The organism is Hyphomicrobium sp., from assembly GCF_036780825.1.
In the GTDB taxonomy this organism is placed as follows: Bacteria; Pseudomonadota; Alphaproteobacteria; order Rhizobiales; family Hyphomicrobiaceae; genus Hyphomicrobium_C.
Window position 1 is genome coordinate 1 of sequence record NZ_DAIQCD010000004.1, and the last position, 16,065, is coordinate 16,065.

At 66.0% G+C, this 16,065-nt stretch carries 15 protein-coding genes; 7 read left to right on the plus strand and 8 right to left on the minus strand.

Annotation, left to right across the window (positions count from 1 at the left end):
- The 3 genes from V7P99_RS03145 to V7P99_RS03155 form a co-directional block, all read left to right on the plus strand.
- On the plus strand, window positions 1-1,922 hold a 1,922-nt coding region (locus tag V7P99_RS03145), incomplete at its 5' end, for an efflux RND transporter permease subunit (protein ID WP_333793371.1).
- Window positions 1,923-2,123: 201 nt separating this feature from the next.
- On the plus strand, window positions 2,124-3,125 hold the full coding sequence (gene dusA / locus V7P99_RS03150; RefSeq protein WP_333793372.1) for a tRNA dihydrouridine(20/20a) synthase DusA: 1,002 nt from the start codon (window positions 2,124-2,126) through the stop codon (window positions 3,123-3,125).
- Window positions 3,126-3,133: 8 nt separating this feature from the next.
- Entirely contained in the window at window positions 3,134-3,976 is an 843-nt protein-coding gene (locus V7P99_RS03155) for a sulfite exporter TauE/SafE family protein (RefSeq protein ID WP_333793373.1), read from the plus strand.
- A gap of 8 nt (window positions 3,977-3,984) precedes the next feature.
- Here V7P99_RS03155 and V7P99_RS03160 read toward each other — a convergent pair whose 3' ends face one another.
- The 5 genes from V7P99_RS03160 to V7P99_RS03180 all read right to left on the minus strand — a co-directional run bounded on the left by V7P99_RS03160 (window position 3,985) and on the right by V7P99_RS03180 (window position 8,902).
- Window positions 3,985-5,484, minus strand: coding sequence for a phosphomannomutase/phosphoglucomutase (locus tag V7P99_RS03160; RefSeq protein WP_333793447.1), 1,500 nt, complete (start codon window positions 5,482-5,484; stop codon window positions 3,985-3,987).
- Window positions 5,485-5,671: 187 nt separating this feature from the next.
- Complete coding sequence (locus V7P99_RS03165) at window positions 5,672-6,232, minus strand: retropepsin-like aspartic protease family protein (protein WP_333793374.1); 561 nt, start codon at window positions 6,230-6,232, stop codon at window positions 5,672-5,674.
- Window positions 6,233-6,295: 63 nt separating this feature from the next.
- Window positions 6,296-7,003, minus strand: coding sequence for a retropepsin-like aspartic protease family protein (locus V7P99_RS03170; RefSeq protein WP_333793375.1), 708 nt, complete (start codon window positions 7,001-7,003; stop codon window positions 6,296-6,298).
- Between the two features lie 2 nt (window positions 7,004-7,005).
- Window positions 7,006-7,194 (minus strand): DUF1289 domain-containing protein, encoded by a 189-nt coding sequence (locus V7P99_RS03175; protein ID WP_333793376.1) that lies wholly within the window; start codon window positions 7,192-7,194, stop codon window positions 7,006-7,008.
- A 106-nt stretch (window positions 7,195-7,300) separates the two neighbouring features.
- Complete coding sequence (locus tag V7P99_RS03180; RefSeq protein WP_333793377.1) at window positions 7,301-8,902, minus strand: sensor histidine kinase; 1,602 nt, start codon at window positions 8,900-8,902, stop codon at window positions 7,301-7,303.
- Between the two features lie 275 nt (window positions 8,903-9,177).
- Between V7P99_RS03180 and V7P99_RS03185 the strand changes: the two genes are divergently transcribed.
- The 3 genes from V7P99_RS03185 (at window position 9,178) to V7P99_RS03195 (ending at window position 11,155) form a co-directional block, all read left to right on the plus strand.
- Complete coding sequence (locus V7P99_RS03185; protein ID WP_333793378.1) at window positions 9,178-9,921, plus strand: MBL fold metallo-hydrolase; 744 nt, start codon at window positions 9,178-9,180, stop codon at window positions 9,919-9,921.
- 19 nt (window positions 9,922-9,940) lie between these two features.
- Entirely contained in the window at window positions 9,941-10,573 is a 633-nt protein-coding gene (locus tag V7P99_RS03190; protein ID WP_333793379.1) for a uracil-DNA glycosylase family protein, read from the plus strand.
- Between the two features lie 90 nt (window positions 10,574-10,663).
- A complete protein-coding gene (locus V7P99_RS03195) occupies window positions 10,664-11,155 on the plus strand; it encodes an Lrp/AsnC family transcriptional regulator (protein ID WP_333793380.1) in 492 nt (163 codons plus the stop codon).
- Between the two features lie 6 nt (window positions 11,156-11,161).
- Here the strand turns inward: V7P99_RS03195 and V7P99_RS03200 are convergent, their stop codons facing one another.
- Window positions 11,162-12,052 carry an NAD(P)-dependent oxidoreductase gene (locus V7P99_RS03200; RefSeq protein WP_333793381.1) on the minus strand — a complete coding sequence of 297 codons (891 nt, stop codon included), beginning with the start codon at window positions 12,050-12,052 and terminating at the stop codon, window positions 11,162-11,164.
- A gap of 119 nt (window positions 12,053-12,171) precedes the next feature.
- On the opposite strand from V7P99_RS03200, the gene V7P99_RS03205 reads away from it, so the two are divergent.
- Window positions 12,172-13,416 (plus strand): threonine ammonia-lyase, encoded by a 1,245-nt coding sequence (locus V7P99_RS03205; protein WP_333793382.1) that lies wholly within the window; start codon window positions 12,172-12,174, stop codon window positions 13,414-13,416.
- An 81-nt stretch (window positions 13,417-13,497) separates the two neighbouring features.
- On the opposite strand, the gene V7P99_RS03210 is transcribed toward V7P99_RS03205, so the two are convergent.
- The gene (locus tag V7P99_RS03210; RefSeq protein ID WP_333793383.1) at window positions 13,498-14,502 is read right to left on the minus strand and encodes a TIGR01620 family protein; all 1,005 of its coding nucleotides are present in this window, start codon (window positions 14,500-14,502) and stop codon (window positions 13,498-13,500) included.
- Entirely contained in the window at window positions 14,499-15,953 is a 1,455-nt protein-coding gene (locus V7P99_RS03215; RefSeq protein WP_442909859.1) for a YcjX family protein, read from the minus strand. Before V7P99_RS03215 ends, V7P99_RS03210 begins: the two co-directional genes overlap by 4 nt.
- Window positions 15,954-16,065: the final 112 nt, after the last annotated feature.

Consider the following 16,065-nt stretch of genomic DNA (forward strand, 5'->3'; position numbering starts at 1 on the left):
TGGACCTGACCGGCATCGACATGCAGCGCATCTCGCTCGGCGCGCTCATCATCGCTTTGGCGCTTCTCGTCGACGATGCCATGACGATGACGGATGCGACCCTGACGCGCCTCGCCCAGGGAGACAGCAAGGAGGACGCCTCTACATTTGCATTCCGCACCTATGCGTTTCCGATGCTGGCCGGCACGCTCGTCACCATTGCCGGCTTCGTTCCGGTCGGCTTTGCGGCAAGCTCGGCTGGCGAGTACACCTTCTCTCTGTTCGCCGTCGTCGGCATCGCGCTCGTCGTATCGTGGTTCGTCGCCGTGATCTTCGCGCCGCTTCTCTGCGCCATGATCCTGAAGCCGCCCGAGCCGTCAGCAACCCATGCGCCAAGCAGGATCCTCGAGGCCTATCGTGGGTTTCTCTCTCGCGCCGTCAAGGCAAAGGGCCTGACGATTGCCGCAACTCTCGGCGTGTTCGCTGCATCGCTGTTGGCGCTGCCTCTCATCCCCAACCAGTTCTTTCCTTCGTCGGACCGCCCGGAGCTGCTCGTCGATCTGAGGCTGCCTCAGAACGCATCGATCTTCGCGACCGAGGAGATCGCGAGGAAGCTGGACCAACGCCTGAGCGGCAACGAGGACGTCGCGCGCTGGAGCACATATGTCGGCCGGGGCGCCATCCGTTTCTATCTGCCGCTCGATGTCCAGCTTCCCAACGCCTTCTTTGCGCAGGCCGTCGTCGTCGCCAAGGATCTCCCGGCGCGGAAACGGCTGTTCAAGACGCTTGAAAAAACGTTAGCCGAGGACTTCCCCAATCTGGTCGGGCGTATCTCTCCGCTTGAGCTCGGGCCGCCGGTCGGGTGGCCCGTGCAATACCGCGTGAGCGGACCGGACATCGCGGTCGTGAGGGACCTCGCCTTGAGGCTTGCCCACGTTATCGCAGGAAACCGGCAAATCGAGCATGTCAACTTCGACTGGATCGAGCCCACGCGGGAAGTTCGCATCGTGGTCAACCAGGACGAGGCACGCCAGCTCGGCTTGAGCTCCGAAGCGCTGGCCGGAGTGCTGAATACCGTGGTCTCTGGGAGCATGCTGACCCAGGTTCGCGACGACATCTATCTCATCGACGTCATAGCCCGCGCCACTGACGAGCAGCGCATCTCGCTCGCGACGCTGCGCAACATCCAGGTGCCGCTTGCGAGCGGGCGAACGGTTCCACTGAGCCAGTTTGCCTCTTTCGAATATGCGCAAGACCAGCCCGTCATTTGGCGGCGCGACCGCGTACCCACGCTGACCGTGCAGGCGAATGTTGCGGCCGACACCCTGCCGGCAACGGTCGTCCACGCCCTTGGCCCCGAGATCGAGGCGCTGCGAAAGGAGCTGCCGGCGTCTTATGACATCGTCGAAGGCGGCACGGTGGAGGAGAGCCGGAAGTCGCAAGCCTCCGTGGTGGCCGTCGTGCCGTTTATGCTGCTCATCATGCTGACTGTCCTGATGGTCGAGCTGAGGAGCTTTCAGCGCCTCGGCCTCGTGCTCAGCGTCGGCCCGCTGGGCCTGATCGGCGTCGTCGGCGCTCTGCTCGTCTCTGGGCGGCCGCTCGGCTTCGTTGCCATTCTCGGCATCCTTGCGCTGCTCGGCATCATCACCAAGAACGCCGTCATCCTGATCGGGCAGATCGAGGCAGAGCGGGCTCAGGGCAAGGATGTCGCGACCGCCGTCATCGACGCGAGCTCGACCCGCTTCCGTCCCATCATGCTGACAGCGATTTCGACTGTGCTCGGCATGATCCCGATAGCTCCGACCGTTTTCTGGGGTCCGATGGCGTTCTCGATCATGGGCGGACTTCTCGTCGCCACGCTGCTGACGCTCGTGTTCCTTCCCGCGCTTTATGTTGCGTGGTTTACGTGGAGGGGTGCGGACGCGAGGGAGCAGGCGAGGTGAGGGCGAGTGGAACGATCGAGCTATGTTTCCGGCGTCGATTGGATAGACTGGCATCGCGCGCGGGGCTTGCGCGCAAGCGGTGCAGAGTGAAGTAATCCGGGTAACGTCAGAGCAGAAAACGCCTCATTGTAGGTAAGAGCTTCTGCGAATAAGCGTAAGCATGTGCATGGTTGCACGCTTTTGAGTTAATCAGGAAAACTCTTGCGAATTCAATCTCATAGGTTCTGCATTGCACCGATGATGGAGTGGACTGATAGGCGCTGCCGGACCTTCCATCGCCTCATGACGCGGCATGCGCGGCTCTATACCGAGATGGTCACGGCCGAAGCCGTGATCCATGGGGATCGCGCGCGGCTCATCGGTTTCTCCGCCGAAGAGCGGCCGCTGGCGTTGCAGCTCGGGGGCTCCGATCCGGCGAAGCTCGGCGAGGCGGCGGTCATCGGAGAGGCAGCGGGATACGACGAGATCAATCTCAACGTCGGCTGTCCGTCGGGGCGCGTGCAGGAAGGGCGCTTCGGCGCGTGCCTGATGGCCGAGCCGGGGCTGGTCGCGGCGTGCGTCCGCGCCATGCGCGAGAGCGTGCGCATTCCGGTCACCGTCAAATGCCGGATCGGTATCGACGATCAGGATAGCGAGGAGGATCTCTCGCGCTTCATCGGGATCGTCGCGGATGCCGGCTGCACCATCTTCGTCGTGCACGCGCGCAAGGCGCTGCTCGGCGGCCTTTCGCCGAAGGAGAACCGGGAGATCCCGCCGCTCGATTATGAGCGTGTCTATCGCCTCAAGTCAGCACGTCCGGATCTCACCATCGTGCTCAACGGGGGCATCGGGTCGCTTGAAGAATGCGCGGCGCATCTGGCGCACGTGGATGGCGTGATGCTCGGGCGCGCGGCGTATCAGAGGCCGTATCTGCTCGCGAGTGTCGACCAGGAGCTGTTCGGCTCCGATGAGCCGAGGCTTGCGCGCGGCGAGGTGCTGGTGCGGCTCGTGCCTTATGTGCGAAAGCACCTGGCGCGGGGCGGCCGGCTCAATTCCGTCACCCGGCACATCCTCGGGCTCTATCACGGGCAGCCGCGGGCGCGGCTGTTCCGCCGCCACCTGTCCGAGCATGGGGTTGGCGAGGGCCCCGGTCTCGACATCTTGCTCGAGGCGATGGCGATGGCCGAGGGGCGCGAAGCGGCGCTCAGCGCGGCGGCGGAGTAGGGCCTCCCATGGACAGCGGCATGATGGGCCAGCTCATTGCTGACGGCGGGCTGCTGTGGCTCATCCTTGCGCTTCTCGCCGGCGGGCTCGCCACGGGGTTTCTCGCCGGGCTTCTCGGCATCGGCGGCGGCGGGGTGCTCGTGCCGGTGCTCTTCGAGACCTTCACGTTCCTCGACGTGCCGGACAGCATCCGCATGCATCTCGTGCTCGGCACCTCGTTCGCGGTGATCGTTCCGACGGCGATCCGCTCCTATCGCTCGCACCTCGCGCGCGGGGCCGTCGATACGGCCGTGCTCCGCCGGCTCGGACCGTGGGTCATTGCCGGCGTGCTGGCGGGCATCGTGCTCGTGTCGAGCGCCTCGGGTGATGCGCTCAAATGGGTCTGGATCGTTTGCGCCGGTTTTCTCGCGGCGAAGATGGCGTTCGGGCGTGAGGAGTGGCGGCTCGCGGATGATGTGCCCATGAACGCGTGGGTCATGCTCGCGGCATTTGGCATCGGCATGGTCTCGACGCTGATGAGCATCGGCGGCGGCATGTTCCTGGTGACGCTGTTCACCCTCTGCGGCTGGCCCATTCTGAAGGCCGTCGCGACGTCGAGCGGCTTCGGACCGCTGATCGCAATCCCGGGGCTTCTCGGCTACGTATGGGCGGGCTGGGGCAATCCGGAATTGCCGCCCGCCTCGCTCGGCTTCGTGAGCTTGCTCGGCGCGGCGATCATCATCCCGGCCAGCGTGCTGACGGCCCCGCTCGGCGTGCGCGTCGCGCATGGTATCTCGCGGCGCAAGCTCGAACTGGCGTTCGCGGCGTTCCTCACGGCCGTGGCGACGAGGCTGCTCGTCTCGATGATCTGAACCGGAGCTCAGATCTTCTGATTGTACGCGCCGACCTCGGGGAACTTGGCGAGACGGGCCTCGATGTCGCGGAAGATGGCGATCTTGTTCTCTTCGGACACCGGGCTTTCGACCACGATCACCAGCTCCGGCTTGTTGGAGGAGGCGCGCACGAGGCCCCACGTGCCGTCCTCGAGCGTCACGCGCACGCCGTTGACGGTGACGAGATCGCGGATCTTCTGGCCGGCGACTGTGCCGCCGTTCTTCGCCAGCGCCTCATAGTCGGCCACGACCTTTTCCACGACGCCATACTTCTTCTCATCGTCACAGTGGGGCGACATGGTGGGCGACTGATAGGTCTTAGGCAACTCGCGGCGCAGGTCGGCGATGGTCTTGCCCTCGGCGCGGTCGAGCATGTCGCAAACGGCGAGCGCCGCGACGAGCCCGTCGTCGTAGCCGCGCCCGAGCGGTGGCTGGAAGAAGAAGTGCCCGCTCTTCTCGAAGCCGACCAGCGCCTTTTGTTCGAAAGTGTAGCGCTTCATGTAGGAATGGCCGGTCTTCCAGTAGAGCGTCTTGGCGCCGGCGGCCTTGAGCACGGGATCGGTCATGAAGAGGCCGGTCGATTTCACGTCGGCGACGAACACCGGGTTCTTGTGAATGGCCGCGATGTCACGCGCCAGCATCACGCCCACGGTGTCGGCGAAGATCTCCTGACCCTCGTTGTCGACGACGCCGCAGCGGTCGCCGTCGCCATCGAAGCCGAAGCCCACGTCGGCGTTGTTGGCCATCACCGCCTCGGCGATGGCATGGAGCATCTTCATGTCTTCGGGGTTCGGATTGTAGCGCGGGAAGGTGTGATCCAAGTCCGCATCGAGCGGCACCACCTCGCAGCCGATGGCTTCCAGTACGCGGGGCGCGAACGCGCCCGCCGTACCGTTGCCGCAGGCGGCGACGACCTTGAGCTTGCGCTTTAGCTTCGGGCGGTCGGTCAGCGCCTTGATATAGCGCTCGGCGAGATCGGGAACGAAGATATAGCTACCGCCGGACCTCGGCTTGAACGCGCCGCCGAGCACGATCTCCTTCAAGCGGCCCATTTCATCTGGGCCGAAGGTGAGGGGACGCGCGAGCCCCATCTTGATGCCGGTCCAGCCGTTGTCGTTGTGCGAAGCGGTGACCATCGCCACACCTTCCACGTCGAGCTCGAACTGCGCGAAGTAGGCCATGGGCGAGAGCGCGAGGCCGATGTCGTGCACCTCGAAGCCGCCGGCGAGAAGCCCGGTGATCAGCGCCTGCTTCACGGCGCCGGAGTACCAGCGGAAGTCATGGCCGACGACGATGCGGCGCGGCACGCCGCGCTCGTCGAACAGCTCCGCCATGCCGAGGCCGACGGCGGTGAGGCCCATCAGGTTGATCTCGTCGGGGAACAGCCAGCGTGCGTCGTACTCGCGAAAGCCGGTCGGCTTCACGAGTGGCAGGCGCTCGAAGTCGGCGGTGTTGGGGACGAGATCGGCACGGGGTTTGGGGAACATCGAGAAGCCTTGCGTGGAGACGTTGATGGGAGGAGAGCCCGAAAGGCCGGACTGGGTGATGAGGGCGGAATGCGGCGAAACTGGTGCAAGCGGAGACGGATGCCGAGCCAGCCACGCCTTGAGCCGGAGCAGGGAGGGTAGCGCAACAACGCGCGCCGTGGCCAATCGTTCAATGGGCCCGCCTGGCTCACTCGACGAGGGTGAGCCGTCCGGCGCTGATATCGACACGGGCGAGCCTTGATAGGAAGCTCATGCCGAGCAGCGTCCTTTCGAGGCGGCCCCGCTCGCACACGGCGGCGCGGACGTTGCGGATCATGATCCGCCCGATGCTCACGCGATCGAGAACGACCGGAGCGACGGCTGCGGTGCCGTTGGCCGTGCTCGCTTGCGCCGTGAAGTCGGACGGCTTGAGGCGAAGCCCGGCCCGCTCGGCATCCTCGTATGTCAATGCAACCATGGAGGCTCCGGTATCGACCATGACGTCGAACGAGCGCCCGTTAATCTCGGCGCTGGCGTAATAGTGGCCGTCGGCGCCGGCCGCGAGTTCTTCGATGCGGCCTTTCGCAGGGGACGTGGGAGCTGTCGTCTCAGCAATGTCGGGAGCGGCGGTGCGCTCGATGCCCAAAACGTGGCCGATCGCGCTATGCAGCGCTTCGTAATAGACGACGCAGGCAATGAGGATAGCGGCCGCGGCGCCCCAGCTCACCAGCTCACCGAGCAGCGATCGCGTACCGGACGAAAGGCTCATGGCGCGAAACGCTCCCGGTGAAAGGCCATCCCTTTGGCGGAGGCTCGTTGCACGCGGCGGCCGTCAGCCCCGAAGGGTCAGGAAATCGCCGGAAAACTCATAGGATCGCAGACGTTTTAAGAAACTCATACCGAGCAGGTTCTCGCCGAGCGCGCCGGGCTGCGCGACGAGGGCCTCGACATCGCGAACCTCGAGCGGTCCGACGGAGACCGACTTGAGGCGGACGGGGGCGGCGTAGGTGGTTCCGTTCGCGGTCGAGACCGGCGTCGTAAAGGAGAGGGCGCTGGTGTCGATGCCGATGCGAGCGGCGTCGGCGGGTTTCAGCACGACAGTCGAGGCGCCAGTGTCGACGAGAAGCGCGAGGCTCACCCCGTTCGCGGCACCGCGGGCAACGAAGTGCCCATTGTCCTGGCGCCGCAGCCGCACGGCCTGCTCACCGGTTGGCGCCGTATCGACAAGGATCGTATGCCCGGGCGGAAGCACTTCGCCGGCGACGCGGTAGACGACGGTTCGGAGCTCCTCGCGATACGTGTAGGCGACGATCGCCGCCAGACCGATGCCGAGCCACACCGCAGCGTGGCGGACGGCGTCGCGCCTGCGGCCGTGATAGTCGCCGCCGAGGGTGGCGAGATAGAGGAGACCGAGCGCCAGCAGGCCGGCGATATAGCCGATATTGTCGGCGAGCAGGCCGGACATCTCCCCCGTGTCGCCGCTGAGCGACCAGAAGAGAGCGATCAGTCCGGCGAGAATGGCGAGCAGGACGAAAAGCATGGCTAAGGAGTGTCCGGCGTCGTGGAGCGCGCCGTTGCGGGCGGCCGAGCCTTGAGCGCGTCCATGATGGCACGGCGCTCGGTGTCAGTGAAGGCCGACCAGCGGGCGATTTCGTGGCGCGAGCGCCGGCATCCCGTGCACAGGCCGTCGGCCGGATCAATGACGCAGGTTTTAATGCACGGGGTTTCCATCGCGCGCAATCTACGCGTCGGACTGCGCGTGCTCAAGCATCGCCGGCGCGGCAAACGTGCAGCGGCGCGCAACGGCCGGTCTCTTTTCAGTCAGTCCGCGCTGACATCAGGCGACGCGCGGCGGATGGGGCGCGACGCGCAGGCGCGGCTGGCGCACCGAGGGCGGTGGCGGCGGCTGGCGGTGGCGCTCGGCGCCGAGCGGCTGGAGAGGCGCCACGCTCGTGAGCACGCGCTGGGGAGGCAGGACGACGACGGCCTCGGTGCCCTTGCGCAGCTCCGAAACGAGCTCGAACGTGCCCCCGTGCAGCTCGACCAGGCTCCGCACGATCGGCAGGCCGAGGCCCGTGCCGCCCTCTGCCGTTTCATGGGCGAGTGAGCCCTGGCCGAACGCCTGCATCACCTTCGGGATCTCGTCGGCGGGAATGCCGGGGCCGGTGTCGCGCACCGTGAGGCACTGGCCGCCTTCGGGCGTGGGAGCAACGGTGAGGGTCACGGTGCCGCCTTTGGGCGTGAACTTGAGGGCGTTGGACAGCAGATTGAGGCAGATCTGGCGCATCGCGCGCACATCGATCCAGACCTGGGGAAGATCGGGCTCGACGGAGACTTGAACCTGAAGGCCTTTGCTGTTCGCCCGAAGCGCGAGCAGGCGGCGGCAATCCTGCGCGAGGTCGCCGAGGTGGGCGCGCTCCTCGACGAGCTCATAACGCCCGGCCTCGATGCGCGAGAGGTCGAGGATCTCGTTGATCAGCTCGAGAAGATGGCGGCCACTGTCATAGATGTCGCTCGCGTACTCGCGGTAGGTGGGCACCGTATGCTGCCCGAACATCTCGTCCTTCATCACCTCGGAGAAGCCCATGATGGCGTTCAGCGGGGTCCGGAGCTCGTGGCTCATGGTGGCGAGGAAGCGCGACTTGGCCTTGCTGCCGGCTTCTGCGCGCCGGCGCGCCTCGTCGGAGAGCAGCCGCTCCTCATCGAGCTCGGCGATCAGGATGTCCTTCTGGGCGCGGAACGCCAGCATCTGCAGCGTGGTTTGCTGCAGGCCTTTGGCCAGGAAGATGAAATAGATGTGCACGCCGACCGCCATCGTGGCGAGTGCGTAATAGAAGGGCTCGCCCAGCATGACGAGACGGGCGGAGACGGCGATCGTCATCGGGATGGTGCCGACGTAGAGCAGGCTCATCACCGTCGAGGTGAAGGTCATGCGGACGGCGAGCAGCACGATCAACGATGCGAAGATGAAGACGTGCGAGGAGAAGATCGCCTGATGGGCGGTTTCCTGCTGGGTGCTGAAGCCGACGAGCGCGAAGCCGGCCCATGCGAGGCCGGAAAAGAGTTCCGCCAGAATGAACCGGCGCCGCCAGGGCCTGAAATCTTCATCGGGGCGCGACTGGGCGACGAAGCGGCGGCAGATGTCGAGCAGCAGAACCTTCGAAGCAATGACGAGGCCCAGCCAGAGCGAGCTTTCCGCCCAGGGGGCCCAGAACATGGAGGCGAGCGCGAAAATTGCCGCCAACGCCCAGATGGTGACGGCGGCCGAGAGCTCATTCTGAGCAAAGATCGCCATGAGCTCATATTCGAACTCGGGCTTAATCTCGCTTCGCCGCGTCAGCCGCTCCCGCGCCGCGCGGATGCCATCGTCCGTGCGCTTCCGAGCCTCGTGGCGCTGCCTCAGGTCGGCGAGAATCTTTTTTCTGGTCTCTTTGTCCATACGTCCGCCGCGCGGCGGGTCACGACGGTTGATCCACACCTCCGGTCCTCGGCCTGGCGAGGCCTTGCCGCGCATCTCGGGAGGGTGATAGGTCGTGGGGCCTGCCCGCGGTCATTCTCGGGGCAATTAGCTAACGATGAGTTTATCCCGGCACGCCTGCCCTGGTCCGCCGGGAACGGTCGGCAGGCGGCGGTGGACGGCACGGTAGGCGCCGGGGCGATGCGACAGCCTCGAGAGCGAGAGACGCTGGCCCAGCACCAGCACGGAAAGCCGACATGAAGCTGACCATCATCGGATCGGGTGACGCCTTCGGCTCCGGCGGCCGGTTGCAGACTTCTTTTCATGTCGCTGTGAGCGGGGGCGAGTTTCTGATCGACTGCGGGGCCACCTCGCTCACCGGTGCGTTCCGGCAAGGTCTTGATCCAGATCGGATATCGACCATCTTCGTAACGCATCTGCATGGCGATCACTTCGGCGGACTGACGTGGTGGCTGATCCATGCGGTTCACGTTTCCCGGCGCACGGCGCCTTTGACCATCGTGGGTCCGGCCGGCCTCGAGGCGCGGTTCACGGCGGCCTCGGAAGCCCTCTTTCCGGGCTCGACGACCGCAGAACGGCGCTTCGAGCTGCGGTTTCGGGCCTGGCGCGACTTCGAGCCGCTCGAGGAGGCGGGCGTCACGGCAACGCCGTTCGTCGTCAGCCATCCGTGCGGTGCCACGCCCTATGCGCTGCGTTTCGAGGCGGACGGGAAGACGCTGGCAGTCTCCGGCGATACTGAATGGGTGGAAACGCTCACGGCCGCGGCGAAAGGCGCCGATCTTTTCATCTGCGAATGCTTCGCCTTCGCGCGTGAGGCCCGCTATCATTTGAACTGGCGAACGATCGAAGCCAACCTGCCGCGCCTCTCCGCCAAGCACGTGCTTCTGACGCATCTCGGCCCCGAAGCCCTGGCAAACCGCGACGCGATACGCCACCCACGCGTGAGCCTCGCCGAGGATGGGCTCGTCTACGACCTTTGACCCGTTGGGATAAAATCGGGTGACACGCGCCCTCAACCGTCTTGTGAGCGAAATCCGCCGCTGCCGGCGGTGCGTGGATGCGCCGGACGGTGCGCCGCTGCCCCATGATCCGCGCCCCGTGATCCGCGCCAGCGCCACGGCTCGCCTCGCCATCGTCGGCCAGGCGCCGGGAACGCGCGTGCACGCCTCCGGCCGGCCTTTCACTGATCCTTCCGGCGTGCGGCTGCGCTCCTGGATGGGAGTCAGCGAGGATGAGTTCTACGACGAAGCCCGCGTCGCCATCATCCCGATGGGGTTCTGCTTTCCGGGGCTGACCAGCACGGGCGGCGATCTGCCGCCGCGCCGGGAATGCGCGCCCCTCTGGCGGCCGCGCCTGTTTGCGCTGCTGCCCCAGGTTGAGCTCGTGCTGCTCGTCGGCCTCTATGCGCAACGCTGGCATCTCGGTGGCGCAGCCAAAGCCTCGCTCGGAGAGACGGTCCACGCCTATCGCCACTATCTCGCGACATCGGCAACGCCGCGGTTCTTCCCGCTTCCCCATCCCTCCTGGCGTAACAATGCGTGGCTTAACCGCAATCCCTGGTTCGACGCCGAGCTCGTGCCAGAGCTGCAGCGCGAGGTGAGGGCCATGCTTCGGCCTATCGAACGAAAATAAACAGTTTGCCGCGCTTGACCGCGGTGCGTGACAATTCAATATTAAGAAACCGCGATAATTGAAAATTCCATTTCAACCCGGCGCAATCCCATGCTCGACGATATGGACGTCAAGATCCTCGCCATCCTGCAGGAGGACTGCACGCGTCCCGTGGCGGAAATCGGCAAGGAGGTCGGGCTATCGACGACGCCGTGCTGGCGTCGCATTCAAAAACTCGAAGAGCTCGGCGTCATCAAGCGGCGCGTGGCGGTGCTGGATCCGGTCAAGGTCAACGCCGGCGTCACCGTCTTCATCTCGATCAAGACGGATCAGCATAGCCTGACGTGGCTCGAGCGCTTCCATGAGGCGGTGGCGGAATTTCCCGAGGTGGTCGAGTTCTACCGAATGTCGGGGGACGTGGACTATCTGCTCCGCGTGGTCGTGCCCGACATCGCCGCCTACGACGTGTTCTACAAGAAGCTGATTTCGAACGTCGAGATCGCCAAGGTTTCCTCCGCTTTCGCCATGGAGGAGATCAAGCATACGACGGCGCTGCCGCTCACCTATGCGCGGCCGCCATCTGAAAAGCGCAAGAGCGGGTGAGCGGCGTCACGTGCGCTCAGGCCCAGGGCCGGGAAGGCGCGTGATCAGGCTCGAAGTGTCCCAGCGGCCGCCGCCCTTGGCTTGCACGTCACGATAGAAGCCGTCGACCAGCTCGGCCACGGGGAGTGCCGAGCCGTTGCGGTCAGCCTCGGCGAGGCAGATGCCGAGATCCTTGCGCATCCAGTCGACGGCGAAACCAAAATCGAAGCGCCGCGCGTGCATCGTCTCCCAGCGGTTGTCCATCTGCCAGGATTGGGCGGCTCCCTTCGAGATGGTCTCGACCACGGCGGGAACGTCGAGCCCGGCATTTTCGGCGAAGGCGATGGCCTCGGACAGGCCCTGGACAATGCCGGCGATGGCGATCTGGTTCACCATCTTGGAGAGCTGGCCGGATCCGGCGGGGCCGATCAGCCGCACGGCGCGGGCAAAGCAGCGGATCAGAGATTCCGCCCGCTCGAAGGCCTCTTTATCGCCGCCGCACATGACGGTGAGCTGGCCCGTTTCGGCACCGGCCTGTCCGCCCGAAACGGGGGCGTCGATGAAGGAAAAGCCGCGCGCTTGGGCTTCGGCGTGGAGCGCACGGGCGACCTCGGCCGAAGCCGTCGTGTGATCGACGAAGACGGTGCCCGCCCGCATGGCGGCGAATGCGCCGTCGGGGCCGAGCGTCACTTCCCTCAAGTCGTCATCGTTGCCGACGCAAGCAAAGACGAAATCGGCGCCGGCTGCGGCAGCGGCGGGCGTTGCATGCTGCGTTCCGGCGTTATACGCATCAATCCAAGACGCGGCCTTGGCAGGACTGCGATTGTACACTGCGAGCTCATGGCCGCCCCTCGTCAAAAGGTGACCGGCCATGGGATAACCCATGACGCCCAAGCCAATCCATGCCACTTTGGCCATGCATCCCACCTCCTGTTCCCTACAGCCCGCCGTTGTAGCGAATTACACTCAGACCTCAAACCGCCTCACAGGCGCGAAAGCGCCTCCGGGCACGCAGTAAAATCCCATAGAAGGACACCATGGCCGATAACACGGAGACGCCCGCTTCCGTCACGCTGGATGACATCCGCGGCGCTGCAAAGATCGTCGAAGGGCAGATCGTTCGCACGCCTTTCCACCACAGCTTCATGTTGAGCCAGGACCTCGGCGTCGACATCTGGCTCAAGTGCGAGAACCTGCAACGCACCTCGTCCTACAAGGAGCGCGGCGCGCTGCACAAGCTCCTGTCGCTGACCGAGGAGGAGCGCAAGCGCGGCATCATCGCCATGTCGGCCGGCAACCACGCACAGGGCGTCGCCTATCACGCCGGGCGGCTTGGGATTCCGACTACCATCATCATGCCGGTCGGTACGCCTGCGGTTAAGGCTGAGAACACCAAGCGCTGGGGCGCGCACGTGATCCTCGAAGGGCACTCGCTCGAGGAGGCGGGGCGCTTTGCACGCAAATATGGCGACGAGCGCGGGCTCGTGTTCGTCCACCCCTACAACGATGCCAAGATCGTGGCTGGACAAGGCACGGCCGGAATCGAGATGCTCGAGGACGTGCCCGATCTTGACGTGATCTTCGTGCCGATCGGCGGCGGCGGCCTGCTGGCGGGTGTCGCGGTGGCGGCAAAGGCCATCAAGCCCGATATTACAGTCATCGGCGTGGAGGCGGCGCTTTATCCCTCCATGTACAACTTTGTGAAGGGCACGCAGATGCCGGCGCGCGGCGATACGCTCGCCGAGGGCATCGCCGTCTCGGATCCCGGCGTCATTGCCGGCGAGATCATCAAGCGTCTGGTCGATGACGTCGTTCTGGTCAGTGAGACGGATATCGAGCGCGCGACGTTCGCGCTGCTCATGAAAGAGAAGACGGTGGTCGAGGGCGCCGGCTCGGCCGGTCTCGCCGCCATCATGGCCGATCGCGAGCGCTGGAAGGGCCGCAAGTGCGGCGTCGTGCTGACCGGCGGTAACATCGATCCCCGCCTGCTCGCGAGCGTGCTCACGCGTGAGCTGGCGCGGGAGGGGCGTCTTTCGCGCCTTACCATCGATATTCCGGACCGGCCGGGCGAGCTTTCGCGCGTTGCCGGTGTGGTCGGTGGGGCAGGCGCCAACATCGTCGAGGTGTATCACCAGCGCGTGTTCACCGATCTCCCGGCGCGCGGCACGGAGCTCAACCTCGTCATCGAGACGCGCGACCGCTCGCATCTCGAGGGCGTGCTGGCTCAGCTCGAGGCGAAGGGCTATCGCGTCGTCGTCAAGAGCAGCACGGCCGCAGCTTAACTTGCGGCCGCTCTCACCATTCGTTTGAGAGACGGACTGTCCCGTTCCCGATGCGAGCCTTCCAGCCCGTATCGGGAGCGGTCATGTCGCTTTCCCTTCGTCGGACTTCGCGCGGCGCAGCAGTTCGGGCAGAAGATCGCGGACGCGGACCGGCTCGGCCTCTAGGAAGGGGATCGGCCGCGTCACGGCGATGGCGGCGGTGCCGATGCGGGCTGTCAACGCGCCGTTGAAGACACCCTCGCCGAGGCGTCGCGATAGTCTGCGCAAGAGATCCTGTCCGAGAAACTGACCGATCAAATCGTCCGTCATGGCCACCCCGCCGGTGGCTACGATGTGCACGACGACCATGCGTGCGAGCCGCAGCGCGACGAGGCCGCCGGGCCGGCCGCCGTAGAGTGCGGCGAGCTTGCGCAGAAGACGCAGGTTCTCGACCGCCACATAGAGCATCGCCAGCCATGCCATGGGGCTTAGGGCGGTCACCACCGAGACGCGCTTGGCGGAGCCCAGCACGAGCCGGCGTGCGGCGGTATCGAGCGGGGCCATGACCTCGCGATCCGCCAGCCGGAGCAAGTCGCCCGGATCGCGCACGTCGCGGGCGTGATCGCGGAGCCGCGCGAGATGCCACCACAGCTCACGCCGGCCGCGCAGTGTTTCCGAGAGGGCCGCCACCGTCCGACGTTCCAGGGCGATGTCGTGCGTGCTGAGCGCCGTTTCCGCGTCGCGCCTCAGCCGGGCCAGTTTGCCCAACCGGATGAGCGCCACAGCCTCGCGCCCCACGAGCACGAGCCCTGTGGCGAACGCGATCGCGAGAAGGCTCGTCGCTGTCCATCCGATCCAATCGTTGCGCGCGAGCGCCGTCGAGACGAAGCTCGTGAGGCTTGCCGTCAGCGCCAGTGCGATGAGGGCCGCGATGGCCGACAGGAACAGGCCCCCCACCGTCGCTCGTTTGGCCGAAGCGTGAGCGGATGGCGGCGTGGCGAGGTTGTCGGCAAGGACGCTGTCCTCTTCCGGGGCTGCCTCGGCGACGATCTTGGGGTCGTCAGGCGCGAAGACGCGAGGGCCTCTGGTGCCGGCTGGATCGCTCATGAGAGCCAGTCTCCGATCAGAAAGTCGAGCGCGCGATCGAGGCGGATGTGCGGGGGCGGAGGCACGTCGCCCGCGGTCGTCGCCGGTGCGAGCCTCGGAGGGCGGAAGCGCGGGAATGTCGCGCCAAGGGGCGCCTCTCCCGCCAGGGCGGCAGCCGGATCGGCCGGCAGGTCTCCGGGAAATACGACCACTTCGCGCTTGCCGTCGAAAAGCTCATTTCCCACCCGTTCGCCCGGCAAGGGCACGCCGGCAATGCAGGGAAGCACCGCCGCGCCATCGCGCGCTTCGACTTCGCGCGTCGCGCGCAGGGCGGCGAGCGCCATGGTGCGCGCTTCGGCCCCTGCCGCGCCCGCGCGGGCTGCGGCGCGCTCGGTCAGAAGACGCAGGATCGCTTCCAGGCGATCGTGGCTGGTGTGATGGATGTGATCGGCTTTCGTGGCAGCGAACAGCAGGCGATCGATGCGTCGTGCGCCGGCGAGGCTCGCAAGCCAGCTTGCCGCTCCGGGGCGGAACGCCTCGAGCACGGACGCGAGCGCGCGCTCGAGCTCCAGCGCTGCGGCCGCTCCCCCATTGAGGGCGCCGAGAACGTCAACGAGCACGATCTGCCGATCGAGGCGGCTGAAGTGCTCGCGGAAGAAGGGGCGCACGACATGCTGCACATAGCTATCATAGCGCCGCGCCATCATGGCTGCGAGGCTGCCGCGGCGGGGTGCGGTGCCTGGAGCGGTGTCGAGTGGAAAGAACGTCAGCAGCGGCGAGCCTTCGAGATCGCCCGGCATCAGGAAGCGCCCGGGGCCAAGCGCGGCCACGGCGGAGGTGGCGCGCACGCGCTGCAGATAATCCGTGAAGCGGCGTGCGCCTTCGAGGGCCGCCGTCTCATCCTCCGGTGCGTCTGCATCGAGGCTCGAGGCGAAGGCGAGCCACTCGGCGGCAAGGCCGGTGCGTCCAGGCTCTCGCGCCTGCGCCAGTGCCTCGCGCGACCAATCGGCATAGCTTGCGCCGAGCATCGCGAGATCGAGCAGCCATTCGCCGGGATAATCGACGATGTCGAGATTGAGTCGGCGGATGCCGAGGGCCCGGCGCAGCGGATGGGTCGAGACGAAAGCTAGCGAGACGCGCAGCTCCGAGACGCGCCGCGTGCTCTCGGGCCAGTGTGGCGGATCGGCGGAGAGGGCGTCGAGATGGCGCTCGTAGTCGAATCGCGGGACGTTGTCATCGGGTTGCGGCTCGAGGGTTGCCGCCAGAATCCGCCCTGCCGCGTAGGGCTCGAAGAACGGCAGCCGCCCCCCTTGCGTCAGATTACGGATCAGCGCCGTGATGAAGACAGTCTTTCCGGAGCGCGCCAATCCGGTGACGCCGAGACGCAATGTCGGCGTGAACAGTCCCGCCAGCCGGTGGCCCGCATGGGCAAGGCTATCGGATACCGAGGAAGAGAGATCGCTGACGCGCAAGATCACCTCGCCGAGTGCATCCCCCGCCTGACTGCGGCGCGCCTTACCTCAATCCGAAGGCGCGCGTTCGCAGATGGTTCCGCTCCCGACCCCGCCACGCCGGGAATGCTCC

Coding starts and splice junctions, on each gene's coding strand:
- V7P99_RS03155 (WP_333793373.1), top strand. CDS start 3,134: ATGGACAGCGGCATGATGGGCCAGCTCATTGCTGACGGCGGGCTGCTG.
- V7P99_RS03160 (WP_333793447.1), bottom strand. CDS start 5,484: ATGTTCCCCAAACCCCGTGCCGATCTCGTCCCCAACACCGCCGACTTC.
- V7P99_RS03165 (WP_333793374.1), bottom strand. CDS start 6,232: ATGAGCCTTTCGTCCGGTACGCGATCGCTGCTCGGTGAGCTGGTGAGC.
- V7P99_RS03170 (WP_333793375.1), bottom strand. CDS start 7,003: ATGCTTTTCGTCCTGCTCGCCATTCTCGCCGGACTGATCGCTCTCTTC.
- V7P99_RS03175 (WP_333793376.1), bottom strand. CDS start 7,194: ATGGAAACCCCGTGCATTAAAACCTGCGTCATTGATCCGGCCGACGGC.
- V7P99_RS03180 (WP_333793377.1), bottom strand. CDS start 8,902: ATGGACAAAGAGACCAGAAAAAAGATTCTCGCCGACCTGAGGCAGCGC.
- V7P99_RS03185 (WP_333793378.1), top strand. CDS start 9,178: ATGAAGCTGACCATCATCGGATCGGGTGACGCCTTCGGCTCCGGCGGC.
- V7P99_RS03195 (WP_333793380.1), top strand. CDS start 10,664: ATGCTCGACGATATGGACGTCAAGATCCTCGCCATCCTGCAGGAGGAC.
- V7P99_RS03200 (WP_333793381.1), bottom strand. CDS start 12,052: ATGGCCAAAGTGGCATGGATTGGCTTGGGCGTCATGGGTTATCCCATG.
- V7P99_RS03205 (WP_333793382.1), top strand. CDS start 12,172: ATGGCCGATAACACGGAGACGCCCGCTTCCGTCACGCTGGATGACATC.
- V7P99_RS03210 (WP_333793383.1), bottom strand. CDS start 14,502: ATGAGCGATCCAGCCGGCACCAGAGGCCCTCGCGTCTTCGCGCCTGAC.